At 75.5% G+C, this 23,866-nt stretch carries 21 protein-coding genes; 7 read left to right on the forward strand and 14 right to left on the reverse strand.

All coding sequences use genetic code 11. The features are described from left to right. The first annotated feature begins 5 nt into the window (after window positions 1-5). Window positions 6-2,381, forward strand: coding sequence for a glycoside hydrolase family 65 protein (locus Ani05nite_RS35685; RefSeq protein ID WP_203775806.1), 2,376 nt, complete (start codon window positions 6-8; stop codon window positions 2,379-2,381). 523 nt (window positions 2,382-2,904) lie between these two features. On the opposite strand, the gene Ani05nite_RS35690 is transcribed toward Ani05nite_RS35685, so the two are convergent. Further along, window positions 2,905-5,577: a sensor histidine kinase gene (locus tag Ani05nite_RS35690; RefSeq protein WP_203775807.1), complete on the reverse strand. Its 2,673-nt coding sequence runs from the start codon at window positions 5,575-5,577 to the stop codon at window positions 2,905-2,907. A 147-nt stretch (window positions 5,578-5,724) separates the two neighbouring features. Here Ani05nite_RS35690 and Ani05nite_RS35695 point away from each other — a divergent pair, with 147 nt between their 5' ends. The 3 genes from Ani05nite_RS35695 to Ani05nite_RS35705 all read left to right on the forward strand — a co-directional run bounded on the left by Ani05nite_RS35695 (window position 5,725) and on the right by Ani05nite_RS35705 (window position 9,696). After that, complete coding sequence (locus Ani05nite_RS35695) at window positions 5,725-8,538, forward strand: helix-turn-helix transcriptional regulator (protein ID WP_203775808.1); 2,814 nt, start codon at window positions 5,725-5,727, stop codon at window positions 8,536-8,538. Window positions 8,539-8,615: 77 nt separating this feature from the next. Then, window positions 8,616-9,266: a hypothetical protein gene (locus Ani05nite_RS35700; protein ID WP_203775809.1), complete on the forward strand. Its 651-nt coding sequence runs from the start codon at window positions 8,616-8,618 to the stop codon at window positions 9,264-9,266. 16 nt (window positions 9,267-9,282) lie between these two features. Then, window positions 9,283-9,696 carry an MmcQ/YjbR family DNA-binding protein gene (locus Ani05nite_RS35705; RefSeq protein ID WP_203775810.1) on the forward strand — a complete coding sequence of 138 codons (414 nt, stop codon included), beginning with the start codon at window positions 9,283-9,285 and terminating at the stop codon, window positions 9,694-9,696. Window positions 9,697-9,704: 8 nt separating this feature from the next. Here the strand turns inward: Ani05nite_RS35705 and Ani05nite_RS35710 are convergent, their stop codons facing one another. Beyond that, window positions 9,705-10,403, reverse strand: a complete 699-nt coding sequence (locus Ani05nite_RS35710; protein ID WP_203775811.1) for an SDR family NAD(P)-dependent oxidoreductase — start codon at window positions 10,401-10,403, stop codon at window positions 9,705-9,707. A gap of 103 nt (window positions 10,404-10,506) precedes the next feature. Between Ani05nite_RS35710 and Ani05nite_RS35715 the strand changes: the two genes are divergently transcribed. Next, complete coding sequence (locus Ani05nite_RS35715) at window positions 10,507-11,397, forward strand: helix-turn-helix domain-containing protein (protein WP_203775812.1); 891 nt, start codon at window positions 10,507-10,509, stop codon at window positions 11,395-11,397. A gap of 136 nt (window positions 11,398-11,533) precedes the next feature. Here Ani05nite_RS35715 and Ani05nite_RS35720 read toward each other — a convergent pair whose 3' ends face one another. The 7 genes from Ani05nite_RS35720 to paaK are packed head-to-tail and all read right to left on the reverse strand — an operon-like array spanning window position 11,534 to window position 17,543. Further along, complete coding sequence (locus tag Ani05nite_RS35720; RefSeq protein ID WP_203775814.1) at window positions 11,534-12,502, reverse strand: aldo/keto reductase; 969 nt, start codon at window positions 12,500-12,502, stop codon at window positions 11,534-11,536. Window positions 12,503-12,536: 34 nt separating this feature from the next. Beyond that, complete coding sequence (locus Ani05nite_RS35725) at window positions 12,537-12,914, reverse strand: nitroreductase family deazaflavin-dependent oxidoreductase (protein ID WP_203775816.1); 378 nt, start codon at window positions 12,912-12,914, stop codon at window positions 12,537-12,539. A gap of 34 nt (window positions 12,915-12,948) precedes the next feature. After that, on the reverse strand, window positions 12,949-14,571 hold the full coding sequence (locus Ani05nite_RS42010) for a TIGR03086 family metal-binding protein (protein ID WP_203775818.1): 1,623 nt from the start codon (window positions 14,569-14,571) through the stop codon (window positions 12,949-12,951). Continuing rightward, complete coding sequence (locus Ani05nite_RS35735; protein ID WP_203775820.1) at window positions 14,568-15,194, reverse strand: hypothetical protein; 627 nt, start codon at window positions 15,192-15,194, stop codon at window positions 14,568-14,570. The genes Ani05nite_RS42010 and Ani05nite_RS35735 overlap by 4 nt, the downstream gene beginning before the upstream one ends. Next, on the reverse strand, window positions 15,191-15,868 hold the full coding sequence (locus Ani05nite_RS35740) for a hypothetical protein (protein WP_203775822.1): 678 nt from the start codon (window positions 15,866-15,868) through the stop codon (window positions 15,191-15,193). The genes Ani05nite_RS35735 and Ani05nite_RS35740 overlap by 4 nt, the downstream gene beginning before the upstream one ends. Continuing rightward, on the reverse strand, window positions 15,865-16,185 hold the full coding sequence (locus Ani05nite_RS35745) for an antibiotic biosynthesis monooxygenase (RefSeq protein ID WP_203775824.1): 321 nt from the start codon (window positions 16,183-16,185) through the stop codon (window positions 15,865-15,867). Before Ani05nite_RS35745 ends, Ani05nite_RS35740 begins: the two co-directional genes overlap by 4 nt. A gap of 11 nt (window positions 16,186-16,196) precedes the next feature. Then, a complete protein-coding gene (gene paaK / locus Ani05nite_RS35750) occupies window positions 16,197-17,543 on the reverse strand; it encodes a phenylacetate--CoA ligase PaaK (protein WP_203775826.1) in 1,347 nt (448 codons plus the stop codon). Window positions 17,544-17,729: 186 nt separating this feature from the next. Between paaK and Ani05nite_RS35755 the strand changes: the two genes are divergently transcribed. Beyond that, a complete protein-coding gene (locus tag Ani05nite_RS35755) occupies window positions 17,730-18,185 on the forward strand; it encodes a MaoC family dehydratase (protein ID WP_203775827.1) in 456 nt (151 codons plus the stop codon). Between the two features lie 15 nt (window positions 18,186-18,200). Here the strand turns inward: Ani05nite_RS35755 and Ani05nite_RS35760 are convergent, their stop codons facing one another. Together Ani05nite_RS35760 and Ani05nite_RS35765 are read right to left on the reverse strand one after the other, a co-directional pair. Beyond that, window positions 18,201-18,929 (reverse strand): hypothetical protein, encoded by a 729-nt coding sequence (locus Ani05nite_RS35760; RefSeq protein WP_203775829.1) that lies wholly within the window; start codon window positions 18,927-18,929, stop codon window positions 18,201-18,203. A gap of 42 nt (window positions 18,930-18,971) precedes the next feature. Next, window positions 18,972-19,925 (reverse strand): isocitrate lyase/PEP mutase family protein, encoded by a 954-nt coding sequence (locus Ani05nite_RS35765; RefSeq protein ID WP_203775831.1) that lies wholly within the window; start codon window positions 19,923-19,925, stop codon window positions 18,972-18,974. Between the two features lie 63 nt (window positions 19,926-19,988). Between Ani05nite_RS35765 and Ani05nite_RS35770 the strand changes: the two genes are divergently transcribed. Further along, window positions 19,989-20,972: a zinc-dependent alcohol dehydrogenase gene (locus Ani05nite_RS35770; RefSeq protein ID WP_239130974.1), complete on the forward strand. Its 984-nt coding sequence runs from the start codon at window positions 19,989-19,991 to the stop codon at window positions 20,970-20,972. Here Ani05nite_RS35770 and Ani05nite_RS35775 read toward each other — a convergent pair. The 3 genes from Ani05nite_RS35775 to Ani05nite_RS35785 all read right to left on the reverse strand — a co-directional run bounded on the left by Ani05nite_RS35775 (window position 20,953) and on the right by Ani05nite_RS35785 (window position 23,834). Beyond that, a complete protein-coding gene (locus tag Ani05nite_RS35775) occupies window positions 20,953-21,948 on the reverse strand; it encodes a hypothetical protein (RefSeq protein WP_203775833.1) in 996 nt (331 codons plus the stop codon). The genes Ani05nite_RS35770 and Ani05nite_RS35775 overlap by 20 nt on opposite strands. A 135-nt stretch (window positions 21,949-22,083) precedes the next feature. Beyond that, window positions 22,084-22,851, reverse strand: a complete 768-nt coding sequence (locus tag Ani05nite_RS35780) for an ABC transporter permease (RefSeq protein WP_203775835.1) — start codon at window positions 22,849-22,851, stop codon at window positions 22,084-22,086. Next, a complete protein-coding gene (locus Ani05nite_RS35785) occupies window positions 22,848-23,834 on the reverse strand; it encodes an ATP-binding cassette domain-containing protein (RefSeq protein WP_203775837.1) in 987 nt (328 codons plus the stop codon). The genes Ani05nite_RS35780 and Ani05nite_RS35785 overlap by 4 nt, the downstream gene beginning before the upstream one ends. Between the last annotated feature and the right edge of the window lie 32 nt (window positions 23,835-23,866).

Consider the following 23,866-nt stretch of genomic DNA (forward strand, 5'->3'; position numbering starts at 1 on the left):
CTGCCGTGATCGGCGCGGCCGTCTTCCCGGTCGAGCCGTGGCAGGTGCGCGAGCCCGCGCTGGCGACGCACCGGCTGGCCCAGAGCGAGTCGGTGTTCGCCCTGGCCAACGGCCACATCGGCCTGCGCGGGAACCTCGACGAGGGGGAACCGCACGTCATCGCCGGGACCTACCTCAACTCCTTCTACGAGCAGCGGCCGCTGCCGTACCCGGAGGGCGGCTACGGCTATCCGGAGCAGGGCCAGACCGTCGTCAACGTCACCGACGGCAAGCTCATCCGGCTGATGGTCGACGACGAGCCGTTCCACGTGGCGCACGGCCGCCTGCTCACCCACGAACGCGTCCTGGACCTGCGGGACGGCCTGCTGCGCCGTACCGTCGACTGGGTGTCGCCGGCCGGGCGGCGGGTCCGGATCCGCAGCTCCCGGCTCGTCTCCTTCGCCCAGCGGGCGATCGCCGCCGTCGACTACGAGGTCGAGGCGGTCGACCGGGAGGTGCGGATCACCGTGCAGTCCGCCCTGGTGGCCGACGAGGAGCAGCCGCAGCCGTCGGCGGACCCCCGGGTCGCCGCCGCGCTGGAGCATCCGCTGATCGCGGTGGTGCAGGACACCGAGCAGCACGGCGCGGTGCTGCTGCACCGGGCCCGCGCCAGCGGCCTGCTGCTGGCCGCCGGCATGGACCACGCCGTCACGGCGGCCGGCGGGTTCGACGAGGAGACCGACGTGCGCGCCGACTGGGCGCGCACCACGGTGGTCACCGTGCTGCGGCCCGGCGAGCGCCTGCGGATCACCAAGTTCCTCGGGTACGCCTGGAGCTCGTCGCGCTCGCCGCAGGCCCTGCGCGACCAGGTGGCCGGCGCGCTGACCGGCGCGCACTACGCCGGCTGGGACGGGCTGGCCGACGACCAGCGGGCCTACCTCGACGACTTCTGGGACGCGGCCGACGTGGAGATCGACGGCGACCCGGTGCTGCAGCAGGCGGTCCGCTTCGGCCTGTTCCACGTGCTGCAGGCCGGCGCCCGCGCGGAACGGCGGGCGGTCGCGGCCAAGGGCCTGACCGGGCCGGGGTACGACGGGCACGCGTTCTGGGACACCGAGGGCTTCGTGCTCCCGCTGCTGACCTACGTCGCCCCGCACGCCGCGGCCGACGCGCTGCGCTGGCGGCACAGCATCCTGGACCAGGCGCGGCGCCGGGCCCGGACCCTCGGCCTGGCCGGGGCGGCGTTCCCGTGGCGCACGATCCACGGCGAGGAGTGCTCGGCGTACTGGCCCGCCGGCACCGCCGCGCTGCACCTGAACGCGGTGATCGCCCGCGCCGTCGAGCGCTACCGCACGATCACCGGCGACGACGCGCTGGAGGCCGAGTGCGGCCTGGAGATCCTGGTGGAGACGGCCCGGCTGTGGGTCTCGCACGGCCACCACGACGCCGGCGGCGCCTGGCACGTCGACGGCGTCACCGGCCCGGACGAGTACAGCGGGGTGGCCGACGACAACGTCTTCACCAACCTGATGGCGGCGCGGAATCTGCGCGCCGCGGCCGACGCGTGCGCCCGCCGGCCCGAGGCGGCCGCGGCGCTGGGGGTACGGCCGGACGAGCCCCGGGCGTGGCGGACGGCCGCGGCCGCGGTGCACGTGCCCTACGACGAGCGGCTCGGCGTGCACGCCCAGGCGGCCGGCTTCACCCGCTACGCGCCGTGGGCCTTCGCCGCCGAGCACCCGGGCGAGCCGTTGATGCTGCACGCGCCGTACTTCCAGCTGTACCGCCGGCAGGTGGTCAAGCAGGCCGACCTGGTGCTGGCGATGCACTGGTGCCCGGAGGACTTCACCGCCGCGCAGAAGGCCCGCAACGTCGACTACTACGAGCGGATCACCGTCCGCGACTCGTCGCTGTCGGCCTGCACGCAGGCGGTGCTGTGCGCCGAGGTGGGCCACCTGGAGCTGGCACACGACTACGCCTGGGAGGCCGCCCTGGTCGACCTGCGCGACCTGCACGCCAACACCCGCGACGGGCTGCACCTGGCCTCGCTGGCCGGGGCCTGGTCGGCGATCGTCGAGGGCTTCGGCGGCCTGCGCGAGCACGACGGCGGGCCGGCGCTCGCCCCGCGGCTGCCCGCGGGCATCACCGGGCTGCGGTTCCGGCTACGGCACAGCGGCCGGCGGCTGCTCGTCGAGGCCGATCACGACACGGTACGGGTGAGCCTGCGCGACGGCGACGACGCGCGGCTGGCGCTGCGCCTCTACGGCGAGGAGGTCGAGGTGACCGCCGGCGCCGTGGTGGAGCGCCCGGTGGTCCCCCTCGAGCCGCTGCTCCCCCCGCCCACGCAACCGCCGGGGTACGCCCCCGAGCGTGCCGGGGCGGCCGGCCGTACCGGATCCTCCTGACCGCGAGGATTGCCCCGGGGGCCGGACGCGGCGAAGCTGGAGGACGGCGGCGGCCCGCCATCTGGACGGCCGCCAAGGGCTTCTACAAGGTGGAGCCGATCGTCGCCGACGGCGGCCAGGTCGGCTGCGGGTCACGGTGACGCTGGCGACCGGGATCCCGCAGGAGCGGGTCCGCGCCGTCAACCTGGACTGTCTGGACCCCGGCCGAGGTGGACCCGGCGGCCTGGGCGGCCGATCCGGACACCCTCGTGGTGCCGCGCGCGGGCGAGGACCTGTTCCGGCTCCGGACGTCCTGAGGACGGTCAGGCCGTACCTGGTCCTCGCGGCGCCGGCGCCGGGCCGCCGGTCCGGGTCGATGCCGCCGGTGCGCGCCGCCCGCGCGACCCGCCACGGCACGGCGGCGTCGAGCCGGACGTGCAGCGCCACAGCTGGTCCGGCTGATCGCTGACGGAACAGACCTTCGCCACGATGGTCGCCGAGACGCAGGCGCGGCGGGCCCGGGCGTGACACCCCCGCGGCGGCGTCACGGCGCCGGCGTGTGCTGGTGCTGGTGCCGCTGGTCCTGCGCGGGGGCCTCCGGATTCCGGTCGGCCGGGCGGTGGTTCTGCGCGCGGTCGTTGGCCAGCGCCGCGGTGAGCAGGTCGCCGAGCAGCTCGAGCAGGGGCCCGGCGGCGGCCAGGCGGGGATCGCCGGGGCGGGCCCGCGGGTCGAGGCCGCAGATGGAGCCGAACAGGGCGCCGTCGGGTTCGGTGATCACCGCCGCGGCGTACGTGCCGATGGCGAGGGACCGGTTGATCCCGGCCTCCGCGTAGGCGGGGATCTGCTGGGCGTCGGGGGCCACCGCGGGGCCGCGGCCGGCGGTCATCCGGACGCAGAAGCTGTCCTCCCACGAGTGGCTGCCGCCCTGCCGCAGGCCGTAGCCGTTGTCGGCGTCGAGATAGAGGTAGACCTGCCGGCCCTGCTCCACCCGGGTGACCGCCCAGAACGCGAGCGGAAGCTGTTCGTGCAGGTAGTCCAGCACCAGCCGGGCGGTGTACTCGAACCCGGCGCCGGGCGGGGCCGCCCGGGCCGCGCTGTCGCCGGGCGGGACGGCGCGGACGACGTCCGGCCGCTGCGGCGCCGGCGGCGGATCCGCCACCGGTTCGGCGGCCGTGGCGGCCGGGAGCGTGAAGGTGAACCGGGATCCGCGCCCGGTGGGATTGTCGTCGGCGGAGATGGCGCCGCCGTGGCGTTCCACGATCCGTTTGCAGATGCCCAGCCCGAGCCCGGTGCCGGTGTAGCCGGAGTGGGTGTGGGCCCGGTGGAAGTTGTCGAAGATCGTCGCGTGCTGCCCGGCCGGGATGCCGATGCCGTTGTCGGTCACCGTGATCGTGACCACGTCGTCGGTGGCCCTGCTGGTGATGCCGATGTGCGGGGTCACCGCCGGGCCGGTGTACTTGATGGCGTTGCTGATCAGGTTGTCCAGCAGCTGCCGCACCAGCACCGGGTCGGCCCGGACCGCGTCCAGGTCGCCGATGGCGAACTCCGGCACCCGGGTGCCGCGGCTCTGGGCCTGGTCGATGCGGGCGATGGCGATGTCGCCGGCCAGCTCGCCGAGGTCGACGACGGCCGGCGCGATGGTGGCGTCGCGGGCGGTGGCGTAGCCCAGCAGATCGTTGATCAGGTTGCGCATGCGGGTGGCGGCGCGCCGGATCCGGACGACACCGTCCGCGGCATCGGCGGTCGCCGGGTGCTCCGGGGTCTCGGCGAAGATCTCGGCCAGCGCCTCGGTCCAGCCCTCGACGGTGGCCAGGGGGTTGAGCAGGTCGTGCGCCACCACGCCGGCGAACGCGGCCAGCTCGTCGCGCTGGCGGCGCTCGGCGGTGACGTCGTGGAACACCGTCACGGCGTACCGGCCGCCGGCGCCGTCGATCGGGGTGGAGCTGACGCTGAGCACCCGGCCGGTCGGCAGGCCCTGGTTGCTGACGTAGACGTCCATGCCGCGGACCGCCTCCCCGGCCAGGGCGCGCCGGTAGGGCATCTCGTCGGGTTCCAGCGCGGTGCCGTCGGCGTGGAACAGCCCGTAGTAGCCCGGTTCGGCCATCGCGTCGGTGCCGCTGACCACGCCGCCCAGCAGCTGCCGGATGGCCGGGTTGCGCAGCAGGAAACGGCCCTGGGCGTCGACCACGGTGAGCCCCTCGTTGATCGAGTCGACGATGGCCTTCATCATGCCGGCCTGCTCGGCGGTGCTGTGCTGGGCGCTGCGCAACTCCTCGACCAGGGCGGTGCGCTCGTCGCGGCCCAGGGCCAGCGTCAGGCCGACGACGGCGACCATGCCGACGAACAGCTGCGCGATCAGGGCCCGGACCGGGTGCGACTCGACCTCGGCGAACGGGCCCAGCCCGTGCAGGGTGAAGATCACCGCCAGGCTGCCGAACGCCATGTCGTGCAGGATCACGAACCCGGTGTGCAGCCGCAGCCCGGCCCACACCGTCATCACCAGCAACGGGAACGCGAGCGGCAGGCCGTGGTCGAGGCCGAACGCGAGAACGTACGCGGCCAGCGAGATCACCAGCACCGCCGGATACTCGACCCGGCGCCGCAGCGGCAGCGCCGCCCATTCGGCGCGCAGCCGCGCCACCAGGGTGCCCCTGGGGCTGGTGAGGGCGACGTGCAGCAGGTGGCCCAGCCGCAGACCGGCCGCGCCGATGAGCAGAATGCTGACCGTGTTGCGGGTCAGCCACACGGCGGCGCCCGGCCACGAGTAGTGCCCGTTGATCACCCACACCCCGGTCGGGCCGATCAGCGCCCCGCACAGGGTGCACAGGAACGCCGCGGCGATCAACCGCCACAGCTCCCTCAGCGTGGCCAGCGGCCGGTCCCCGCCACCACCCCACAGGTGCGGCAGCCACCGGCGGAACAGCGCGGTGAAGACGAGCACCTGGGCCAGGTTGGCGACCACGAAGAACGCGGTGAGCTGCGGGGATGCCCCGGTGGCGAGGTTCACCGCGACCGTGGCGCCGGCCAGGGCCACCGCGTCCAGCCAGTACCACCGCGACGAGCGCTGGGCCAGGAACCAGACGGCGGAGACCCCCGCCGCCGGCCACACCAGGCTCAGGCTGGTGTCGTCCATGACCGTCAGGCGCCCGGCATAGGTGGCCACCACGTACAGCGCGGTGAACCCGCAGGTACGCAGCAGGGCGGACACGAAGCTCATGAAATGGGCCCCTCCTCGTCGACCTATTCGGCATCCGGGGGCGGTGAATGAGCGCCGCGGCGGTTCAGGCGGTCCGTGGACGACCTGCGCGAGCGGCTCGACGTACCGCTCGGCGGCGGCCCTTGAGACGCACGGCACAATGTGGGGATGGGTCCGCACGTCGTCGGTCGCCGCCATGAGCTCGGTGAGCTCGCCCGCGTCGTGGCCGCCGCGTCGGCGGGTGCGGGCGCCCTGGTGGTGCTGTCCGGCGAGGCCGGCATCGGTAAGACGACGACATTGTCGTGGCTGGCTGCGACGGCCGCTTCGGCCGGCATGCCGGTGCTGGCCGGCCGGGCCGTGGCGGACGAGGGCGCGCCCGCGTGCTGGCCGTGGTCGCGCGCGTTCGCGACCGGCCGCGGGCTGGGTCTGTCGCCGGAGCTGCTCGAGATCGGCGCCGGGCCGCCGGCCCAGGCCCGGTTCGTGGCCCTCGAGCGGGCCGCGAACGCCCTGCTCGCCGCAGTGCCGCCGAGCGGTCTGCTGGTCACCCTCGACGACCTGCAGTGGGCCGACGACGCCACGGTGCAGCTGCTGCGGCACGTCGGGGCCGACCTCGCCGGCGTGCGGCTGATCGTCGCGGTGGCGACCCGGGAGCCCGCCCGCCTGGGCGCCGTCCCGGCGCTGCCGGCGGCGCGCACCCTGCGCCTGCCGCCGCTGACGCCGGCCGAGGTCGGCGAATACCTGCGGGCCACCGCCGCCGGCCGGGTGAATCCCGCGCTGCCCGCACGCGTGCACCGGGACAGCGGCGGCAATCCACTGTTCGTCCGGGAGCTGGTGCGTGCGATCGGCACGTCGAGCGGCGGCCTGCCGGACTCGCTGCGCCCGCTCGTCGGCGCCCGGCTGGCCGGCGTCGGCGCGGACTGCCGCACACTGCTCGGCGCGTGCAGCGTGATCGGCGAAGAGTTCGACGTCACGCTGCTGGCCGCGGCGACCGGACACGGGCCAGACGAGGTCTCCGGCCGGCTCGCCGAGGCGGTGGCGGCGGGCATTCTCACCGACGATGCGGACGCGCCCAACCACATGCGGTTCACGCACGCGCTGGTCCGCCAGGCCGCGTACGACGACCTGCCGCGGCCCGACCGCACCCGCTGGCACCGTCTCGTCGCCGACGCACTGGTCGCCTCGCCGGTTCCCGGCCTCACCGCGGACGTGGCGCGGCACCGGATCCGGGCGGCCACGGACGCTTCGACCTGTCGCGCCGCCGTCGACGCCTGCCGGGCGGCGGTGGATGCCGCGCTGCGCTCGCTGGACCACGCCGACGCGGCGCACTGGTACCGCCGGGCCGTCGAGCTCGCCGCCGGCGCCCGCCTGGGGCCGGCCGAGCTCGCCGACCTGCTCCTCGGGCTGGCCGAGGCGGAGTACCTGGACCTGCGGGTGGCCGAGGCGCTGCGGCACTGCGTCGCGGGTTCGGACCTGGCCGCCGGCCTGGGCCGGGTCGACCTGCTCGCCCGGGCGGCGTTGGTCGTGCGGGGCATCGGCGGCGAGGGCCCGAACCGGGTCATCGCCGACCTGTGCGCCCGGGCCCGCGCGGCGCTGGGCGACGAGACCACGGATGACGGCCCGGCGGACGCCGTCGCCGGGGACGCCGGGACGCACGCCCGCGTGCTCGCGCAGCATGCGATGGCGCTGGCCCAGCATGCGGCGTCCTCGCCCGGGCTCACCGGCCGGGCGCAGGCCCTGAGCCGGCGGGCCATGGCCCTGGCGCACCGGGACGGCGGCAGCACCGCGCTCGTGGACGCGCTGCACGCCCGCCAGACGCTCGCCGGCGGGCCCTCGGCATCCGCCGAACGGATGGCGATGGGCCTGCGTCTGCGCGAGCTGGGCCCGGTCCCGGAACGGCCGGAGACGCCGTTGTGGGCCAGCCTGTGGCGCATCGACGGATGCCTCGGGATGGGCGCGGTGGCCGAGGCCGACGGTGAGATCGCCGGGCTGGCGGCGTTCGCCGAACGGCTGGGTTGGCCGGTGGCCCGGTGGCACCTGCTGCGGGCGCGGGCCGCCCGCGCGATGCTCGCCGGCCGGTTCGCCGCGGCGGAGCGCTTCGTCGAGCAGGGGCAGGCGGTCGCCGAGCGGTACGGCGATCCGTCGATGCAGGGCCAGCACATCGCGTTCATGCTCGACATCCAGCGCAAGACCGGCCGCTTCGACGCTCCTGGCTTCGACGTCGCGGCCGCCGCGGACGCCGATCCGCGCCCGATCGTGCTCGCCATCGCCGCCGACTACCTGCTCGCCGGCGGCCACGCCGATCCGGCCCGCCCGCTGTTCGCGCGGCTCGTGCCCCTGCTTCCGGACCTGCCCGAGGACATCCGCCGGCCGACCATCGTGGCCATCGCCGGCGAGCTGGCCGCGGTCTTCGGCGACGCGGGCACCGTGGCGGCCGCCTATGGTTGCCTGCTGCCCTACGCCGGCCTCTACATGGCCTCGAGCTACGGCTACCGCGGCGCGTTCGCGCGCACGCTCGGCGTGCTCGCGTCCGCCCGGGACGACCACGAGGCGGCGATCGCTCACCTGACGGCCGCGCAAGAACTGGAACGGCGGGTCGGCGCCCCGGCCGAGCTCGCGCTCGCGCAGCTCGCCCACGCCGGCGCCCGCCGGCGCCGGAACGGGCGCGGAGATCACGAGCACGCCGTCGCGCTCGCCGAGCGGGCCGCACGCACGGCACGCCGGCTCGGCATGGCGCCGGCGCTGACCGCCGCCACCGCGCTGCTGCGGGAGTTGGGCGGCGCCGACGCCGACGTGCTGACGGCCCGGGAACGCGAGGTCGCGCTGCTGGTGGCGGACGGCCTGCCGAACCGGGTCATCGCCGGGCGCCTCGCGGTGTCCGAGCGGACGGTGGAGAGCCACGTGCGCAACGTGCTGACCAAGCTCGGGCTGGCCAACCGCACCCAGGTGGCCGCCTGGACCCTGCGGGCCGGCCTGCGTACCTGATCTGCGTACCTCCACGGATGTCCCCGACCCCGGCAGCGCCGAGGATCGCTTCATCAACCGCAACCGGAGGTGGAGAGATGTACGCACGACTGCAGACCGTGGCGGCCCGGCCGGCCGACGAGGACCTCGCGCCGAGGATCGCGGCGCTGGTGAGCGGGCACCCGGGCTTCGCCGGCCTGGTGCTGCTCACCGGTGACGACGACGTTGGCGGCCTGGTGAGCCTGTGGCTGACCCGCGAGGACGCCGAACTGGCCTCGGAGCGTTCCGCCGCTGTCCGGGGTCAGCGCCCGTTCACGCTGACCCGCGACGAGATCTACGAGGTGGACGCCGACGAGCCGGGAGCCGCAGCGGGCGAGGAGCCGGCGGTGGCGTTCCTCGGCGAGTTCGACGGGCCGCTCAGCCCGGCCCGGGTCGAGGCCGCCCGCTACGCCGGCACCCGGCGGCTCGCCCCGGTGCTGCGCACCGTCCCTGGCCTGGTCCGGATGCTGATGCTCTGGCACCCGACCGAACGCCGCATGGCAGCGCTGCACCTGGCCACATCGACCGCGGCGCTGGGGGCGGTGAGCGAGGCCGTCATGTCCACGACGCTGCTGCCGGATGAGGACCCGGCGCTGCTGCCCGGCCCGGACCGCATCGCCCGGATGCGGGTGCTGGCCTATCGGGGCGACCGCGTCGCGCCGGGATCCACGGAGGTCGGCTACCTCGGCGGACCCGGAGCCGCGCGGTGACCGGTACTGTCGGCTCATGTCCGGCCCCGGCGACGTGCCACCGCGGATCCTGCGCCGGCTGCGCCCGCTCTGCCGGGCCCTGCCGGAGACCGTCGAGGAACCGGCCTGGATCGGCGTCCGCTGGCGGATCCGGAACCGGACGTTCGCCCATGTCTACGCCCCCGATCCCGGGCGCAACCTGTTCTATCCGCGGGATCCGAGCGCCGGCGGGCAGCCGGTCGTCATGACGTTCCGGGTGCCCGCCGACGATCTGCTCGGCCTCACCGGCGGCGGCTTCCCGTTCTTCCGCGCCGGCTGGGGCCGCAACGTCGCGGGCGTCCTCCTCGGCGACCACACCGACTGGACCGAGATCGCCGAGCTGCTCACCGACAGCTACTGCGAGCTGGCCCCCAGGTTCCTCGCCGCCCGGGTGGCCGCCCCGCCGAGCTGATCAGCGGCTCAGGACCAGGCGATCTCGCCCGCGCGGTCGACGAACCGCCCGGAGCCATGGCCCGGCCCCTCGGTGGCCAGCCCGACGACGGCGTCGGTGCCCTCGGTGACGGTCTGCGGGCCGGTGTTGCCGTTGAGATCGGTCGCCGTGTAGCCCGGGTCGGCGGCGTTGATGCGGATGTCGGTCAGCGACCTGGCGTACTGGGTGGTCAGCATGGTGAGGGCGGCCTTGGACGAGGTGTAGGCCGGGGCGATCACCGTGGACTCGGCCCGGGACGGGTCGTGCGTGGCCGCCAGGGATCCCATCGAGCTGCTGACGTTGATGACGACCGGGTCGGCCGAGCGCCGCAGCAGCGGCAGGAAAGCCGTGGTGGTGCGCACCACGCCGACCAGGTTGACGTCCAGGACGGCCAGGACGTCGGCGCCCGTCAGGCCGGTCGGGTCACCGTGCGGGCCGTGCACGCCGGCGTTGTTGATCAGCACGTCGACGACGCCCTCGTGGCGCTCGACATCGGCCGCCGCCGCCGCGACCGAGCCGTCGTGGGTGACGTCGATCGGGACGAAGCGGGCGCCGAGCTCCGCGGCGGCGGCGCGGCCGGCCCGCGCGTCGCGGGCGCCGAGCAGCACGGTGTGGCCGTGCGCGACGAGGCGACGGGCGGTCTCGTGGCCGAGGCCCTTGTTGGCCCCGGTGATGAAGGTGATCGTCATGCGCCCATCGTTGGCCCGCGCCGCGCGGGGCGCCAGGGAAGGCGCGACGGTAGGAAAACGGCTACCACCCGCCGGCGCCGGGCCGCGGGAGACAATCGGGCCCATGACCGCTTCGGGTACGGAGTTCGGCGCCACGCTGCGCGCCTGGCGCGACCGGCTCACCCCGGCCGCGGTCGGGCTGCCCAGCGGCCGCTCGCGCCGGGCGAGGGGGCTGCGCCGGGAGGAGCTCGCCGACCTCGCCGGGATCTCGGTCGACTACGTCGTCCGCCTGGAGCAGGGCCGGTTCACCACGCCCTCGGCGCAGGTGGTCGCCGCGCTGGCCCGGGCCCTGCAGCTCGGGACCGCGGAACGCGACCATCTGTACCGGCTGGCCGGCCTCGTCCCGCCGGCCGACGGGGAGATCTCCGACCACATCCCGCCGGGCCTGCACCGCGTGCTGAACCGCCTCGGCGACGCGGCCGTCGCGGTCTTCGCCGCCGACTGGCAGCTGATCTGGTGGAACCGCGGCTGGTCGGCGCTGCTCGGCGACCCGTCGTCGGCCCCGCGGGAACGCCGCAACTTCGCCCGGGACACCTTCCCGGTCGACGGCGACCGGCCCAGCTTGTCGCAGTGGCCGGTGACCTCGCTCGCCCCCGACCGGGTCGACGCCGCCGTCGTGTCCGACCTGCGCCGCGCCACCGGACGCTTCCCGGACAACAGCCGGTTGACCGGCCTGATCCGGGCGCTGATCGCGGGCAACCCCCGCTTCGCCGAGTTGTGGGCCCGCGGCGCGGTCGGCGCCCACCGCGAGGACCACAAGATCGTCGCGCACCCGGCGGTCGGGCCGATCGAGGTGGACTGCGACGTCATGACCGACGGCGACGCCGAACTCAAGATCGTGGTCCTCACCGTGGCCCCCGGATCCGAGGACGAGACCAGGATGCGGCTGGCCTTCCTGGCCGGCGTCCCCGGCCCCGCGCTCGGCTCGCCCGCGTCCGCCCACCCCCGCGCGTAGCGTCGCCGACGGCACGCCGGCCGAGCGTCCGGCCTGTGGAGTGCCTGCCGGCTGGAGTGCCTGGCCGAGTCGAGCGGCCGGCCGCGGCGCACGTGGATGGTCGGCGACCCGGGCCGCGACCGGTAGCCGACCGCGGTCAGCGCCGCGCGTACGGATCGGCCCAGCCGGCGTGGTCCGGCGCGTCGAGCCGCTGCACCTGGTCCTCGCTGAGCTTGAGCGCCACCCCCTCGAGGGCGCTGTCCAGCTGCGCGAGCTTGCTGCCGCCCAGCATCGGGCGGATGCCCCGGCCCAGCAGCCAGGCCAGCACCACCTGCCCGCGGCTGGCCCCGGACTCGGCCGCCACCTCGTCGAGGACCGCCAGCCGGGCGGTGTTGCCCGGGTGGTCGTACACGGCGGGGATCGGCTTGGCCGGATTGTCGTAGGCGCCGGACAGCAGCGGGGTGTACGCCCACAGGTCCATCTGGTGCTCGGCGGCGTAGTCGGCCTGTTCGTCGCTGAGGATTCCGAAGCGGTGCGCCACCCCGGGCGGCAACGTGCCGGGGCGCGGGCGCAGGTAGGTGGCGTTGAGCTGCAGGGCGTCGAACGGGCGGGCGCCGATCGCACGGGCGTGGGCGCGGCCCCGCTCGACCAGCCAGGCCGGGTGGTTGGAGACGCCGAACCGGTCGGCGCCCAGCCCGGCGAGCGCCTCGACGGTGTCCTCGATGGGCACCGAACGGTCCTCCTGGTGCAGCCACAGCAGGTCGACCCGGTCCAGGCCGAGCCGGTCGAGGCTGCCGGTGAACGCCGCGCGGACCGCGGCCGGGGACAGCCCTTCGCGGCGCTGCGGCCAGGAGCCCGGCTCCAGCGGCTCGGCGCCCAGCTTGGTGGCGATCCGGACCCGGTCCCGGACCCCCGGCCGGGCCACCAGCCAGCGGCCGAGCAGCCGCTCGCTGTCGCCTCCGCGACCGGTGTCGGCGGCCCAGAACGCGTAGCAGTCGGCGGTGTCGATCCAGCTCCCGCCCCGCTCGACGAACCGGTCGAGCAGGGCGAAGGACGTCCGCTCGTCGACGGTGGTGCCGAACATCATCGCCCCGAGCACCAGCGGGGACTGCGTCGCTTGCGTCATGCCCACGACCCTGGCACCTGGAGCGCGCTCCAGGTCAAGGGCCGGCGGGCGCGGCCCCGGTCAGCTCGATCTCCACCAGCGGGCTGCCCGCGATCCAGCTCTGCAGGCTGCCCGCCCAGCCCAGGCCGGGCACGATCTCCCCGAACACCCGGGCCCGCTCCCCCGGGTCGGTCACCACCCGGGCGCGGACCCGCAGCTCCCGCTCCCCCAGGTGCAGCGTGAACTCGGGGTGGGCCAGCAGATTGGCGTACCAGTCCCGCGAGCCGGGGCTGCCGGTCAGCCAGTACCGCCCACCGGCCCGGTACCGCCAGGTCTCGATGCGGCGCGGCCGCCCGGTCCGCCGCCCGATCGTGGTGATCTCCACGGTCCGTTGCCGGTCCAGTTCCCGCCGCGCCTCGTCCGTCTCCGTCATGCGGGCCATCGTCCGACCTCGAGCCGACTTCAGGTCAAGAGCGCCGGCCGAGGTACGCGGCGAGCCGCGTCCCGGCGTCCGCCCCGGCGGGTGCGGCCACCGGCGGCCCGAAGACCTGGCCGTCGCGCAGTTCCGGCGGCACGAGCCGGGTGGCGATCCGGTGGGCGGCCGTGGCGAGGTCCTCCCCGAGCGGGGTGCGGTCGCCGACGGCAGCGGCGAGGTCCCAGGCGTGCGCGGTGAGTTCGAGCACGAAGCCGGAGAGGGCGACCGCCGCGGGCACCGGGCCCCACGGCCCGGCCACGGTGCCGGTCATCGCCCCCGGGCGCGTCCACGCCGCCCGGGCGTGGGCCGCGGCGGCGTCGAAGGCCCGCCGCACGGTGTCCGGCTCGGCGCGGACGGCGCCCGCGGCGACGGCCGACGCGCCGCCGGCCCGCTCGACGGCCGTGAGCACGTGGGTGAGCAGGGCGCGGACGTCCCACGGCGGGCACGGCGTCGGGTGCGTGAACTGGCCGGGCCGCAGGGCGGCGATCACGCGGCGGTGCTCGCCGAGCGCCGCCGCCAGCAGCGTGCGCAGGCGTTCCGGGGTGGGCGCCGGGCCGTACTGCGGCCGGGGCAGCCCGAACAGGGCCCGGGCGTTGTCCTCCAGCAGCTGGCGGGTCACGTCGGGGGCGAGCCGGCGGGCCAGCCTGAGCAGCCCGCCGTTGTAGTTCTCGGACAGCTCGATGTTGGGCGGCCGGCGCACGAAGTGCTCCGGGCCGTCGGTGGCGGCGTCGGAGCCGAACAACACCCGGTCCGGACCCACCTCGCCGATCAGCCGTTGCGTCTCCGCCGAGCTGCACCAGGACGTCTCCAGGTAGAGGTTCGGCAGGTCACGGGCGTGCTTGGCGGCCCGCCGCCGGCCCTCGGGCGGGCCGAGGTAGGTGTGGTAGAGCACGAAGCGCAGCTCGGGGAAGCGCTCGGCCAGCCGCCGGATCAGGTCCGGGTCCGCCGGCCCGGGGCCGCTGTGCACGGTCACCGGCACGCCGGCGTCGGCGGCGACCCGCAGGTACGGGTCGAGCCCGGCGGCGTCGGCGGGATAGTCGTCGTACGCGGGATGCAGCTTGAGCCCCGCCGCGCCGTCGGCCAGCCGGCGCCGGAGGCTGTCGACGTCCGGCCCGCCCGGCCGCACCCAGACCAGCCGGGTCAGCCAGGGCACCGCCGCGGCGGCGATGTCCACGAAGTCGTTGTCGGTCCACGACACCACCGCGTGGGTCATGCCGCCGGAGTACGCGGCGGTGCGCAGGCTGTCGAACCCGAGCCGGCCCCGGCCGGGCTCCTGGACGTGCACGTGGGCGTCGACCGGGTCCAGCCCGATCCACAGCCGGTAGTCGGCGCCGTCGTTGTTGTCGCACTCCGGCGCGGACCCGTCGCGGACCACGCAGTCGACGACCAGCCGGCCGCCGGTGCGCAGCTCGGCGATCCAGGAGCCGTCGCCGGCGCGCTCCATCGGCACGTTGCGCCGCGCGGACCAGCCGTCGTAGCCCAGGTGCAGCACGAGGCCGGCGCCGGTGCGGGCGAGCGGGCCGGTGTAGCGGATCAGGGCGTGCTCGGTCCGCTGCGCCGCCGGCGCGAGCCACTGCAACGGCCGGTCGTAGCGCGCCGGCGGGCCCGCGTTCACAGGGTGACGGTCCAGCCGCGGCCGCCGTTGTCGGTCCAGCTCTCGGCGTCGTCGGCCGGGTCGGGCAGGCCCTGGCGGATCAGGTGGTAGCCGTAGCGGACCGCGGTGCCGCGGACCCCCCAGACCCGGCCGCGGAAGACGTGCGGCAGCGGCTGGGCCCGGACGAACTCGTAGATGTCGGCGTGCTCGGGGGCGGCGCCGGGCGACTCGAACGGCAGGCCGTCCATCGTCGTGCTGGTGTAGTTGGGCACCCCGGGCTCCGGCGGCTCCTGCACCGCGCTCCACACCAGGCCGACGGCGGTGTACTGCCCGGCCGGGTCCTCGTAGGTCACCTCCCGGGCGACGATGTCCTCGGTGTAGACCGGCGAGGCGGCCCGGCCCGCCCCGCCGACCACGAAGAAGAAGTGGTGCAGGGCGTAGTCGCTCGCCCCGCCGACCGTCCGCGGCACCTCGAGCACCGCCGTGCGCAGCGGGCCGGTCCCGCCGGTGAGCACCTGCTCCTCGGCGCCGGCCCAGTCCGGCGGCGTGCCGGGCGGCGACCAGGTGTAGTGGATCTGGACCAGCTCGATGCCCGGCACGGTGTCGACCCAGGTCTTGCGCAGGCCGAAGACGGGCGCGCTCACAGGTGGTGCGTCCAACAGTTGTCCCCTCCCGGCGCCGACGGCCCGTGCGGTCCGATCCACGTCTCGCTCTTCTCCTCCGGCGGGTACATGCGCCCGATGTGGTACTGCTGGACCAGGTCCGCGCCGCGCGGGCCCCACATCCGGGCGTGGAAGCGGTGGGGCAGGTCCAGCACCCGCAGCAGGTGGTACTTCTCGTGGTGGAAGCGGTCCTTGTCGCCGTACGAGTAGTAGTTGGTCGACACGAACTCCGAGCCGGCCGGGATGCGGGGCTCCTCCATCGGGCTGTAGACCGGGGCGATCCAGCTGCCCACCGACCAGTAGATGCAGATGTTGGTGACCCAGCCGGTGGTGTCGGCGTACTCCAGGTCGCGGTAAACGATCTCCTCGGTGAACAGGTCCGTGGTCCAGCGCCCGCCGTGCTGGTAGACCTCGAAGTAGTAGTGGAAACGATATTCCGGCGTGGACCATCCGTTCTTCATGTCCCACACCTCGCGCGGCATGCGCAGCACCTTGAGCCGCTGCCGGGGGAACCCGCCCAGGTCCTGCAGCACCCGCGCCTCGTGCCCCCAGGTCCAGTCGGGCCACTGCTCCGGCGGGGTCCAGGTGTAGTGGATCAGCACCTGCTCGACGCCGTCCTCCTGGTCGGTCCAGCCCTTCGGGTAGTACCAGCTCACGCGGATCCCCACCCGTCACCGCCGGCGCCGTCCGGGCTGATCACCTCGAAGGTGCGCACGCTGGGCAGACCCATCAGCAGCTCCGGCAGCGCCCGGTAGAACGCGCCGGTCACCGGCTGGTCGAGGTAGCGCTGCAGGTCCTCGGCGGTGCGCCAGCTGGACACCGCGAGCACGCTGTCGCCGCTGCGCAGCGACTGCACGAACACGATCCCGCGGGCGCCGGCGACGACCTGCTGCTCCTGGTGGACCAGCAGCTCCGCGAGCCGTCCGATGGCGCCGGGACGGGCGGTGGCCTCGAGTATGCGGAAGACAGCCATTCCTCCTCCGATCAGCGGCTCCCTGCGCCGCGGTGGTCGACCAGCCGCTGGATCTTGCCGGAGGACCGGGCGAGCGTCTCCGGCTCGACGACCAGCACCTCGACGCTGGTGCCGACGGTGTCCTTGATGGTCTTGACCACCTCGGCGGCGGCGGCCTCGCGGCGGTCGGCGGGGCAGTCCGGGCGGGCCTCCACCTGCACCGTGAGGTGGTCCAGCCGGCCCTTGGTGGTGAGCACCAGCTGGAAGTGCGGGGCCAGCCCGTCGGTGCGCAGGACGACCTCCTCGATCTGGGTGGGGAACAGGTTGACCCCGCGCAGAATGATCATGTCGTCGGTGCGGCCGGTGACCTTCTCCATCCGCCGCATCGCCGGCCGGGCGGTGCCCGGCAGCAGCCGGGTCAGGTCGCGGGTGCGGTAGCGGATGACCGGCATGGCCTGCTTGGTCAGCGAGGTGAACACCAGCTCGCCGAGCTCGCCGTCGGGCCGCACCGCGCCGCTGTCCGGGTCGATGACCTCCGGGTAGAAGTGGTCCTCCCAGATGTGCAGGCCGTCCTTGGTCTCCACGCACTCCTGCGCCACGCCGGGACCGATGACCTCGGACAGGCCGTAGACGTCGACCGCGTGGATGCCCGAGCGTTCCTCCATCTCCAGGCGCATCTGCTCGGTCCACGGCTCGGCCCCGAAGATGCCGATCTCCAGGCTGGACAGCTGCGGGTCCAGCCCCTGCCTGGTGAACTCGTCGAGGATGGTGAGCATGTAGGACGGCGTCACCATGATGATCCGCGGCCGGAAGTCGGTGATCAGCTGCACCTGCCGGGGCGTCATCCCGCCGGAGACCGGGATGACCGTGCAGCCGAGCCGTTCGGCGCCGTAGTGCGCGCCGAGCCCGCCGGTGAACAGGCCGTATCCGTACGCGACGTGCAGCCGGTCACCCGGGCGGCCACCGGCGGCCCGGATCGAGCGCGCCATCACGCCCGCCCAGGTGTCCAGGTCCCGCTCGGTGTAGCCGACGACCGTGGGCCGGCCGGTGGTCCCCGACGAGGCGTGGATGCGCCGGACCTGGGCATCGGGCACGGCGAACATCCCGAACGGATAGTGGTCGCGCAGGTCGGCCTTGCTGGTCGTGGGGAACCGGGCCAGGTCGGCGAGCTCGCGGCAGTCATCGGGATGGACGCCGGCCGCGTCGAAGGCGCGCCGGTAGTGCGCGACGTTCTCGTACGCGTGCCGCAGCGTCCACCGCATCCGTTCGAGCTGCCGGGCGCGCAGCTCGTCCACGCTCATGCGCTCGGCGTCGTCGAGCAGCTCCCGCGGTGGCGCCTCGCCACGGTGCGGATGGGACCGTATGGGTGCAGCCGTCATGGCACAGCCTCCAACGAGCCGGACCGTCACGCCGGGGCGGACCCGGAGACTCTCGGTGACCACCGACCGACGCTCAGTCCACGAAAGCCCTCGACGGGGACGAATGTCAAGGCCGCAGGCTAGCTTCAGATCTCGCACCCCGCGCACCGGCGGCACGGCCGCACCGACGACGAAGGAGACCCGCTCATGATCACCGTCAACGGACTCGACGAGCTGAAGGCGCTGGCCGGCCGGGACCTCGGCCACAGCTCCTGGGTGGAGATCACCCAGGAGCGGGTCAACGCGTTCGCCGACGCCACGGGCGACCACCAGTGGATCCACGTCGACGTGGAGCGGGCCCGCACCGGCCCGTTCGGCGGCACCATCGCGCACGGCTACCTCACCCTGGCCCTGGTGATCCCGCTCTTCGGCGAGCTGCTGGAGATCACCGGGATCACCATGGGCATCAACTACGGGCTGGACAAGGTCCGCTTCCCCAGCCCGGTGCGGGTCGGCGCGAAGATCCGGCTCGCCGCGCGGGTGGACAGCGTGCAGGACGTGCCGGGCAACGGCGTGCAGATGGTGCTCGACTTCACCGTCGAGATCGACGGCGCCGACAAGCCCGCGTGCGTGGCCCGGCCCGTCTACCGCCAGTACGCCTGAGCCCGGGCGGACGGTCTACAAGCGGGCGTACGCGTCGGCCAGCAGGTCCTCGGTCAGCGCCACGGGCGGCGGCTGCCCGCCGGCGGCGCCGGCCATGGTGAGGACCGCCAGGTCACCGCCGGCCGCCGCGCTGACGGCGAGGGACGTGCCGTCCGCGGCGCCGGCGGGCGCCGGCCGGGTGATCGAGCGGGCGCCCGCGATCCCGGCCACCGCCTGATGCCGTACGCCCTGCTCCCGAGCGCTGACGTCGAGGGTGTCCCGCACGTAGTACGCGGCGTTCTCGGCGCCGCGGAAACGCAGCAGCAGCACGGTGACCGCCGTGCCGTCGCGCTGTGTCCACCGGCGCTCGTAGCCGTACGAGAACTTGTACCGCCGCAGGTTCTTGACACCCCCGGTGGCCTCGGCGGCGGCCGTCTCGTCCAGGTCCCGGCCGGCCGGCGCCGGCTGCGCATCGGCCGGCGCGGCGACCATGTACGAGCTCAGCACCGCGTCATGCGGCGCGAACCCGTCGTTGACCACCACATCGGAGCCCGGGTCGCGGAGGTTGACGACGATGGCGGCCACCAGCGCGACGACCGCCAGGGCGCCGCCGGCCGCGACGGCGATCCGCCGCAGACGCCGCCTGCGCAGCTCGGCGGGCGCGGTCTCGACCAGGTCGTGCGCCCACGAGCGACCCTCGGGGCCACCGTCCCTCGTCGAGGGTGCGGGCGCGGCGGGGACAGGGGGCAGCGGATCAACAGTCACGGCGGTGATTGTGGGGGCCGGCGAGCCCCGGCGCCACCCCGCTCAGGTGTCGATCGTGTCCACGCCCCGGTGGACGGCCGCCGCGCCCCGGGCGAGCGTCGCCGGTCCCCGTTCGAAGGCGGCCGCCCCCGGTGACGGCCGCGGGGCGGGGATCGACGGGCCGCGATCGGCTGCCGGCTCCCCCTCGGCGGCCTGCGGGCGCGGTACCCGGCCGCGGGGCGCCGGCCGGGCCGCGGTCGGAGTCAGTGTGGCGAACGCGGCCGGCGGCATCCGGTCGACCCGTTCGGCGTCGCCCTCCTCGGCGATCGCCCGGTAGGTCAGCGAGGCCGCCCGCAGCGCGGCGAGCACGGCGGCGAGCGGGTGCAGCACCAGGCGGACCCCGAGAGCGGCCAGCTCGGCGGTGGTCAGGCGGCCGCGGCCGCTGTCGGCCTCGGAGCGGCTGACCACCAGCGGTACGCCGGGCAGCGCGGCCCGCAGCCGGTCCAGCTCGGCCTCGCGCAGGCCCTCGGGCAGCACCGCGTCCGCGCCGGCGGCCACGTACGCCCGGCTTCGGGCGATCGTCTCGTCGAGGCCGCCGCGGACCCGGGCGATCAGCACGACGCCGGGCACCTGCCCGGCCAGCGCGGTGATCCGGGCGGCCGACCGGCCGGCGTCCTCGCCGTCCTCGAGGCAGAGCCCGCTGATGCCGGCCCGCTGGTAGGCCAGCGCCGACCACACCGCGTCCTCCGGGCTGTCGTAGCCGACGTCCGCGTCGGCCAGCAGCGGCACGCCGGCGAGCGCCGGGACGAGGATCGCCGCCCGGTCGGCGATCTGCGTGGCCGGGGTGAAGCCGAGGTCGGGGCGGCCCAGCATGGTGGCGGAGATCGCCGCCCCGGACAGGTGCACGGCCCGGTGACCGGCCCGCACGGCGAGCGCGGCGCTGGCCGGGTCCCAGACTCCGGGCCCGTGCGTGAGGTGGTCGGCGACGAGAATCGCCCGCAGATCGGCGGCGGTCATGGGCTGATCATGACTGGTCCATCGGCAACTCGCGATCCCCCATGACGGTGTTAGCGTCCTGGGGTGAGCGAGCGCGACATGCGGGTGGCCCGTCTGCACGGCGCCGGGGACGTCCGGCTGCACACCGAGCCGCGGCCGGCGGCGACCGGCGGCGACCGGCTCGTCGAGGTGACCGCGGTCGGGGTCTGCGGCTCCGACCTGCACTGGTTCACCGAGGGCGGGATCGGCGACGCGGTGCTGGCCCGGCCGCTGGTCCTCGGTCACGAGATGGCCGGTGTCGTCCGCGGCGGCCCGGACGACGGCCGGCGGGTCGCGGTCGACCCGGCGGTTCCGTGCGGGGTCTGCGAGCCCTGCCGGGACGGGTACGGCAACCTGTGCCCGGACGTGGTCTTCGCCGGGCACGGCTCCTGCGACGGCGGCCTGCGCCAGTTCCTCACCTGGCCGGCGCACCGCCTGCACCCGCTGCCCGACAGCCTCTCCGACGACGACGGCGCCCTGCTGGAGCCGCTGGGTGTCGCCCTGCACGCCCTCGACCTGGCCCGCCCGCGGATGGCCGCGACGGTGGCGGTGGTCGGCTGCGGCCCGATCGGCCTGCTGCTGCTCCAGCTGGCCCGCCGGCACGGCGCCACCCGGCTGCTGGCCGCCGAGCCGCTGCCGCACCGGATGGCGGTCGCGGAGTCGCTCGGCGCGGAGCCGGCCGCCGGCGCCGGGGTGGCGGACGTGGTGTTCGAGGTCTCCGGCTCGGAGGCGGCGGTGGACACGGCCCTGCGGCTGGCCAAGCCGGGCGCCCGGGTGGTGCTGGTCGGCATCCCGGACGGCGACCGCACCTCGTTCAGCGCGGGGCTGGCCCGGCGCAAGGGGCTGACGCTGGTGCTGGCCCGGCGGATGGGCGAGGTCTATCCGCGCGCGATCGACCTGGCCGCCCGGGGCCTGGTCGACCTGGCGCCGCTGGTCTCGGACGTGTTCGGGCTGGGCGAGGCGGCCACCGCGCTGAAGACGGCGGCCGCGCGGACCGGGTTGAAGGTCGTCATTCACCCGCAGCGCTGACCGAGGTGACGGCGCCGGCCGTCACCACGTCGTAGCGGTCGCGCGCGGCGGACCAGCCGGCCGGGGCCAGCGTGGCGCCGGCCTTGACCTTGCGCGGCGCCCGCCCGTCGACCGCGGCGGTGGTCGCGCCGCCGCGCAGGCGCAGCCGCACCGGCGTCCCGGTCGGCGTGCGCACGATCAGCTCGCCGACCGGGCCCTGCACCGAGATCGACACGGTCCCCTCGGGCCGGGGCAGCCGCAGCACCAGCCGCCCGGTGGCGCCGGTGACCTCGATGCCCGCGACACCGCCGGCCCCCATGTCGACGACCTGCTCGGCCGGGCCGCCGGCGAGCCGGAGGGTCCACGCCACCTTGGCGTGCAACTGGATGTCGGCGCCCGTGGTCCCGGGCTCACCGGTGCGGACGACGTCGAGCCGCGGACCCCGCTCGCCGTCGATCACGCTGGGCGTCGCGCTGCGGTCGGTGGTCGCGATGTCGAAGAGGATCTCGCCGAGGTCGGCGCTGCGTACGCGCACCACCGTCGCGGCGCCGGTCACCTCCAGACGCCGCTCGCGCACCGGGCCGAGCGGCGCGGTCACCCGGTGCGCGGCGTCGGGCCACGGCTGGTCGAGCGGGCTGGGCGAGGCGACGGCCGCGGACGGGACCGGCACCTCCTGCGCGCCGGCGGCCGGCCGGTAGACCGGCTCGAACGCGGCTGTCTGCCCGAGGACCACCCCGGCGGTCAGCGCCACGATCGCCACCGTGAACACCCACAGCCGCCAGGGCCGGCGGGGCCGCTCCTGGTAGACGATCACCGCGCGGGCGACGACCACCGGCGGCGGCTGGCGCTCCGCCGGCGGCGGCGGGACGTGCGGAAGCAGCTGGGTCGGCTCGGACCCGGCCGGCCCCGGGGACGGCTCGAACCAGTCCCGGCCGGCCCCGGACCCCTCCGGGGTGGGCGCGGACTCCGGCGACTCCCTGCCGAACCTGGCGTTCACCGTGCTGCCTCCGCTCGCCGGATCCCTGCATCCGGCCGACGGGTGATACGGATCTCAGCCCCGTTCGGATCGACGGATCTCGACACGGCGGGCCGGGCGGGTCGGTCGCGGGCGCCTGGCCACCCCGCAGGGTGATCACGCGGTGGTGGCTCGCCGGTACCGCCCGACCGCGGCCGGGACCGCGACCGCGAGCAGCCCCCCGAGCCACGCCAGCGCCTGCCCCACCGGCACGGCGGCCGGCCCGCCCAGGCACAGCACCCGCAGCGCGTCGACGGTGACGGTGATCGGGTTGACCCGCGCGAAGGCCTCCAGCCAGCCCGGGAAGGTGGCGATCGGGACGAAGGTGGAGCTGGTGAAGACCAGCGGGACGACCGCGAGCAGGCCGCCGATCCCGGCCGCCTCGGCGTCCCGGACGAGCAGCCCGAGCAGCGCGAAGACCCACGAGAAGGCGACACCGACGGTCAGGGCGAGCCCGAGCGCGGCGAGGGCGGCCACCGCTCCGGCGTGGAACCGGAACCCGATCGCGGACGCCACCGCCGTCATCAGGGCCAGCACGAACGCGTTGCGCACGGCGTCGGCGGCGACCCGGCCGGCCAGCACGGCCGCGCGGGCCGCGGGCAGCGCCCGGAACCGGTCGATCATCCCGGTGGCCAGGTCGTCGGCGAGGGCGACGCCGGTCTGCGAGGCGCCGAAGGCGATGGCCAGGACCCAGATGCCGGGCAGCGCGTAGTCGATGTAGCGGTCCACGCCGGGCGGGTGCACGGCGCCACCCCAGGCGTACGTGAACAGCAGCACGAACAGCACCGGTTGGGCCGTGGCGAACGCGAGGAGCGTCGGCACGCGGACCAGGCGGCGCAGATTGCGGCCGGTCACGGTGACGGTGTCGGCGACGGTGCTGGTCATGAGGCGCTCCCGGCGTCCGCGGGGTACGGCGCGACGGGCGCGCCGGTGAGGTCGAGGAACACGTCGTCCAGGCTCGGCCGGCGCAGGGTCAGGCCGGCGATGCGCAGCCCGGCCGCGGCGAGGCGGGCGGCGACCTCGGGCAGGACGTCCGGCCCGTCGGCGACCGGCACCACCACGAGCCCGGCGCCGGGGTCGACGCTCGGCGGCGCCGGACCGAGACCGGCCATCGCCGCGGCCAGCGGCCGGGCGTCGTCGCCGGGGCGGGGGCGCAGTTCCAGGCGGTCGCCGCCCACGGCGGCCTTCAGCTGCGCGGGGGTGCCGGCGGCGAGCACCAGGCCCCGGTCGAGCAGCACGACCCGGTCCGCGTACCGGTCGGCCTCGGTCAGGTACTGGGTGCTGAACAGCACGGTGGTGCCCTGGGCGGCCAGCTCGCCGATCAGCCGCCACAGGTCGAGCCGGCCGCGCGGGTCGAGGCCGGTGGTGGGCTCGTCCAGGAACAGCACCGCCGGCCGCGCGACCAGGCTCGCCGCCACGTCGAGCCGGCGGCGGGTGCCGCCGGAGTAGGTCCGGCTCTGCCGGTCCGCCGCGGCGCCCAGGCCGAACAGCTCCAGCAGGTCGCCGGCCCGCCGCCGGGCGGCGGACCGGCGCAGGCCGGACAGCCGGCCGATCATGGTGAGGTTCTCCCGGCCGGTCAGGTACGCGTCGACCGCGGCGTACTGCCCGGAGAGCCCGATGACGCGGCGTACGGCGGGCGCCTGGCGGACCACGTCCAGCCCCGTGATCCGGGCGTGGCCGCCGTCCGGGGGCAGCAGGGTGGCCAGGATGCGTACCGCCGTGGTCTTCCCGGCGCCGTTGGGGCCGACCAGCGCGAGCACCTCGCCGGCCGGGACCCGCAGGTCCACGCCGGCCAGGGCGGTGACCGCGCCGAAGCGTTTGACCAGCCCCTGCGCGTCGACTGCCGGTTGCGTGGTCACCCCGATCACCGCCCATAGCTAGTTTCACTACCTATGGCCGG

It is taken from the genome of Actinoplanes nipponensis, from assembly GCF_016862275.1.
GTDB classification, from domain to species: Bacteria; Actinomycetota; Actinomycetes; order Mycobacteriales; family Micromonosporaceae; genus Actinoplanes; species Actinoplanes nipponensis.

Excerpts from the sequence above, each read along its gene's own strand:
- Ani05nite_RS35700 (WP_203775809.1), top strand. The coding sequence starts at position 8,616 with ATGTACGCACGACTGCAGACCGTGGCGGCCCGGCCGGCCGACGAGGAC.
- Ani05nite_RS35695 (WP_203775808.1), top strand. The coding sequence starts at position 5,725 with ATGGGTCCGCACGTCGTCGGTCGCCGCCATGAGCTCGGTGAGCTCGCC.
- Ani05nite_RS35780 (WP_203775835.1), bottom strand. The coding sequence starts at position 22,851 with ATGACCAGCACCGTCGCCGACACCGTCACCGTGACCGGCCGCAATCTG.
- Ani05nite_RS35765 (WP_203775831.1), bottom strand. The coding sequence starts at position 19,925 with ATGACCGCCGCCGATCTGCGGGCGATTCTCGTCGCCGACCACCTCACG.
- Ani05nite_RS35755 (WP_203775827.1), top strand. The coding sequence starts at position 17,730 with ATGATCACCGTCAACGGACTCGACGAGCTGAAGGCGCTGGCCGGCCGG.
- Ani05nite_RS35720 (WP_203775814.1), bottom strand. The coding sequence starts at position 12,502 with ATGACGCAAGCGACGCAGTCCCCGCTGGTGCTCGGGGCGATGATGTTC.
- Ani05nite_RS35705 (WP_203775810.1), top strand. The coding sequence starts at position 9,283 with ATGTCCGGCCCCGGCGACGTGCCACCGCGGATCCTGCGCCGGCTGCGC.
- Ani05nite_RS35715 (WP_203775812.1), top strand. The coding sequence starts at position 10,507 with ATGACCGCTTCGGGTACGGAGTTCGGCGCCACGCTGCGCGCCTGGCGC.
- paaK (WP_203775826.1), bottom strand. The coding sequence starts at position 17,543 with ATGACGGCTGCACCCATACGGTCCCATCCGCACCGTGGCGAGGCGCCA.
- Ani05nite_RS35690 (WP_203775807.1), bottom strand. The coding sequence starts at position 5,577 with ATGAGCTTCGTGTCCGCCCTGCTGCGTACCTGCGGGTTCACCGCGCTG.
- Ani05nite_RS35745 (WP_203775824.1), bottom strand. The coding sequence starts at position 16,185 with ATGGCTGTCTTCCGCATACTCGAGGCCACCGCCCGTCCCGGCGCCATC.
- Ani05nite_RS35710 (WP_203775811.1), bottom strand. The coding sequence starts at position 10,403 with ATGACGATCACCTTCATCACCGGGGCCAACAAGGGCCTCGGCCACGAG.
- Ani05nite_RS35725 (WP_203775816.1), bottom strand. The coding sequence starts at position 12,914 with ATGACGGAGACGGACGAGGCGCGGCGGGAACTGGACCGGCAACGGACC.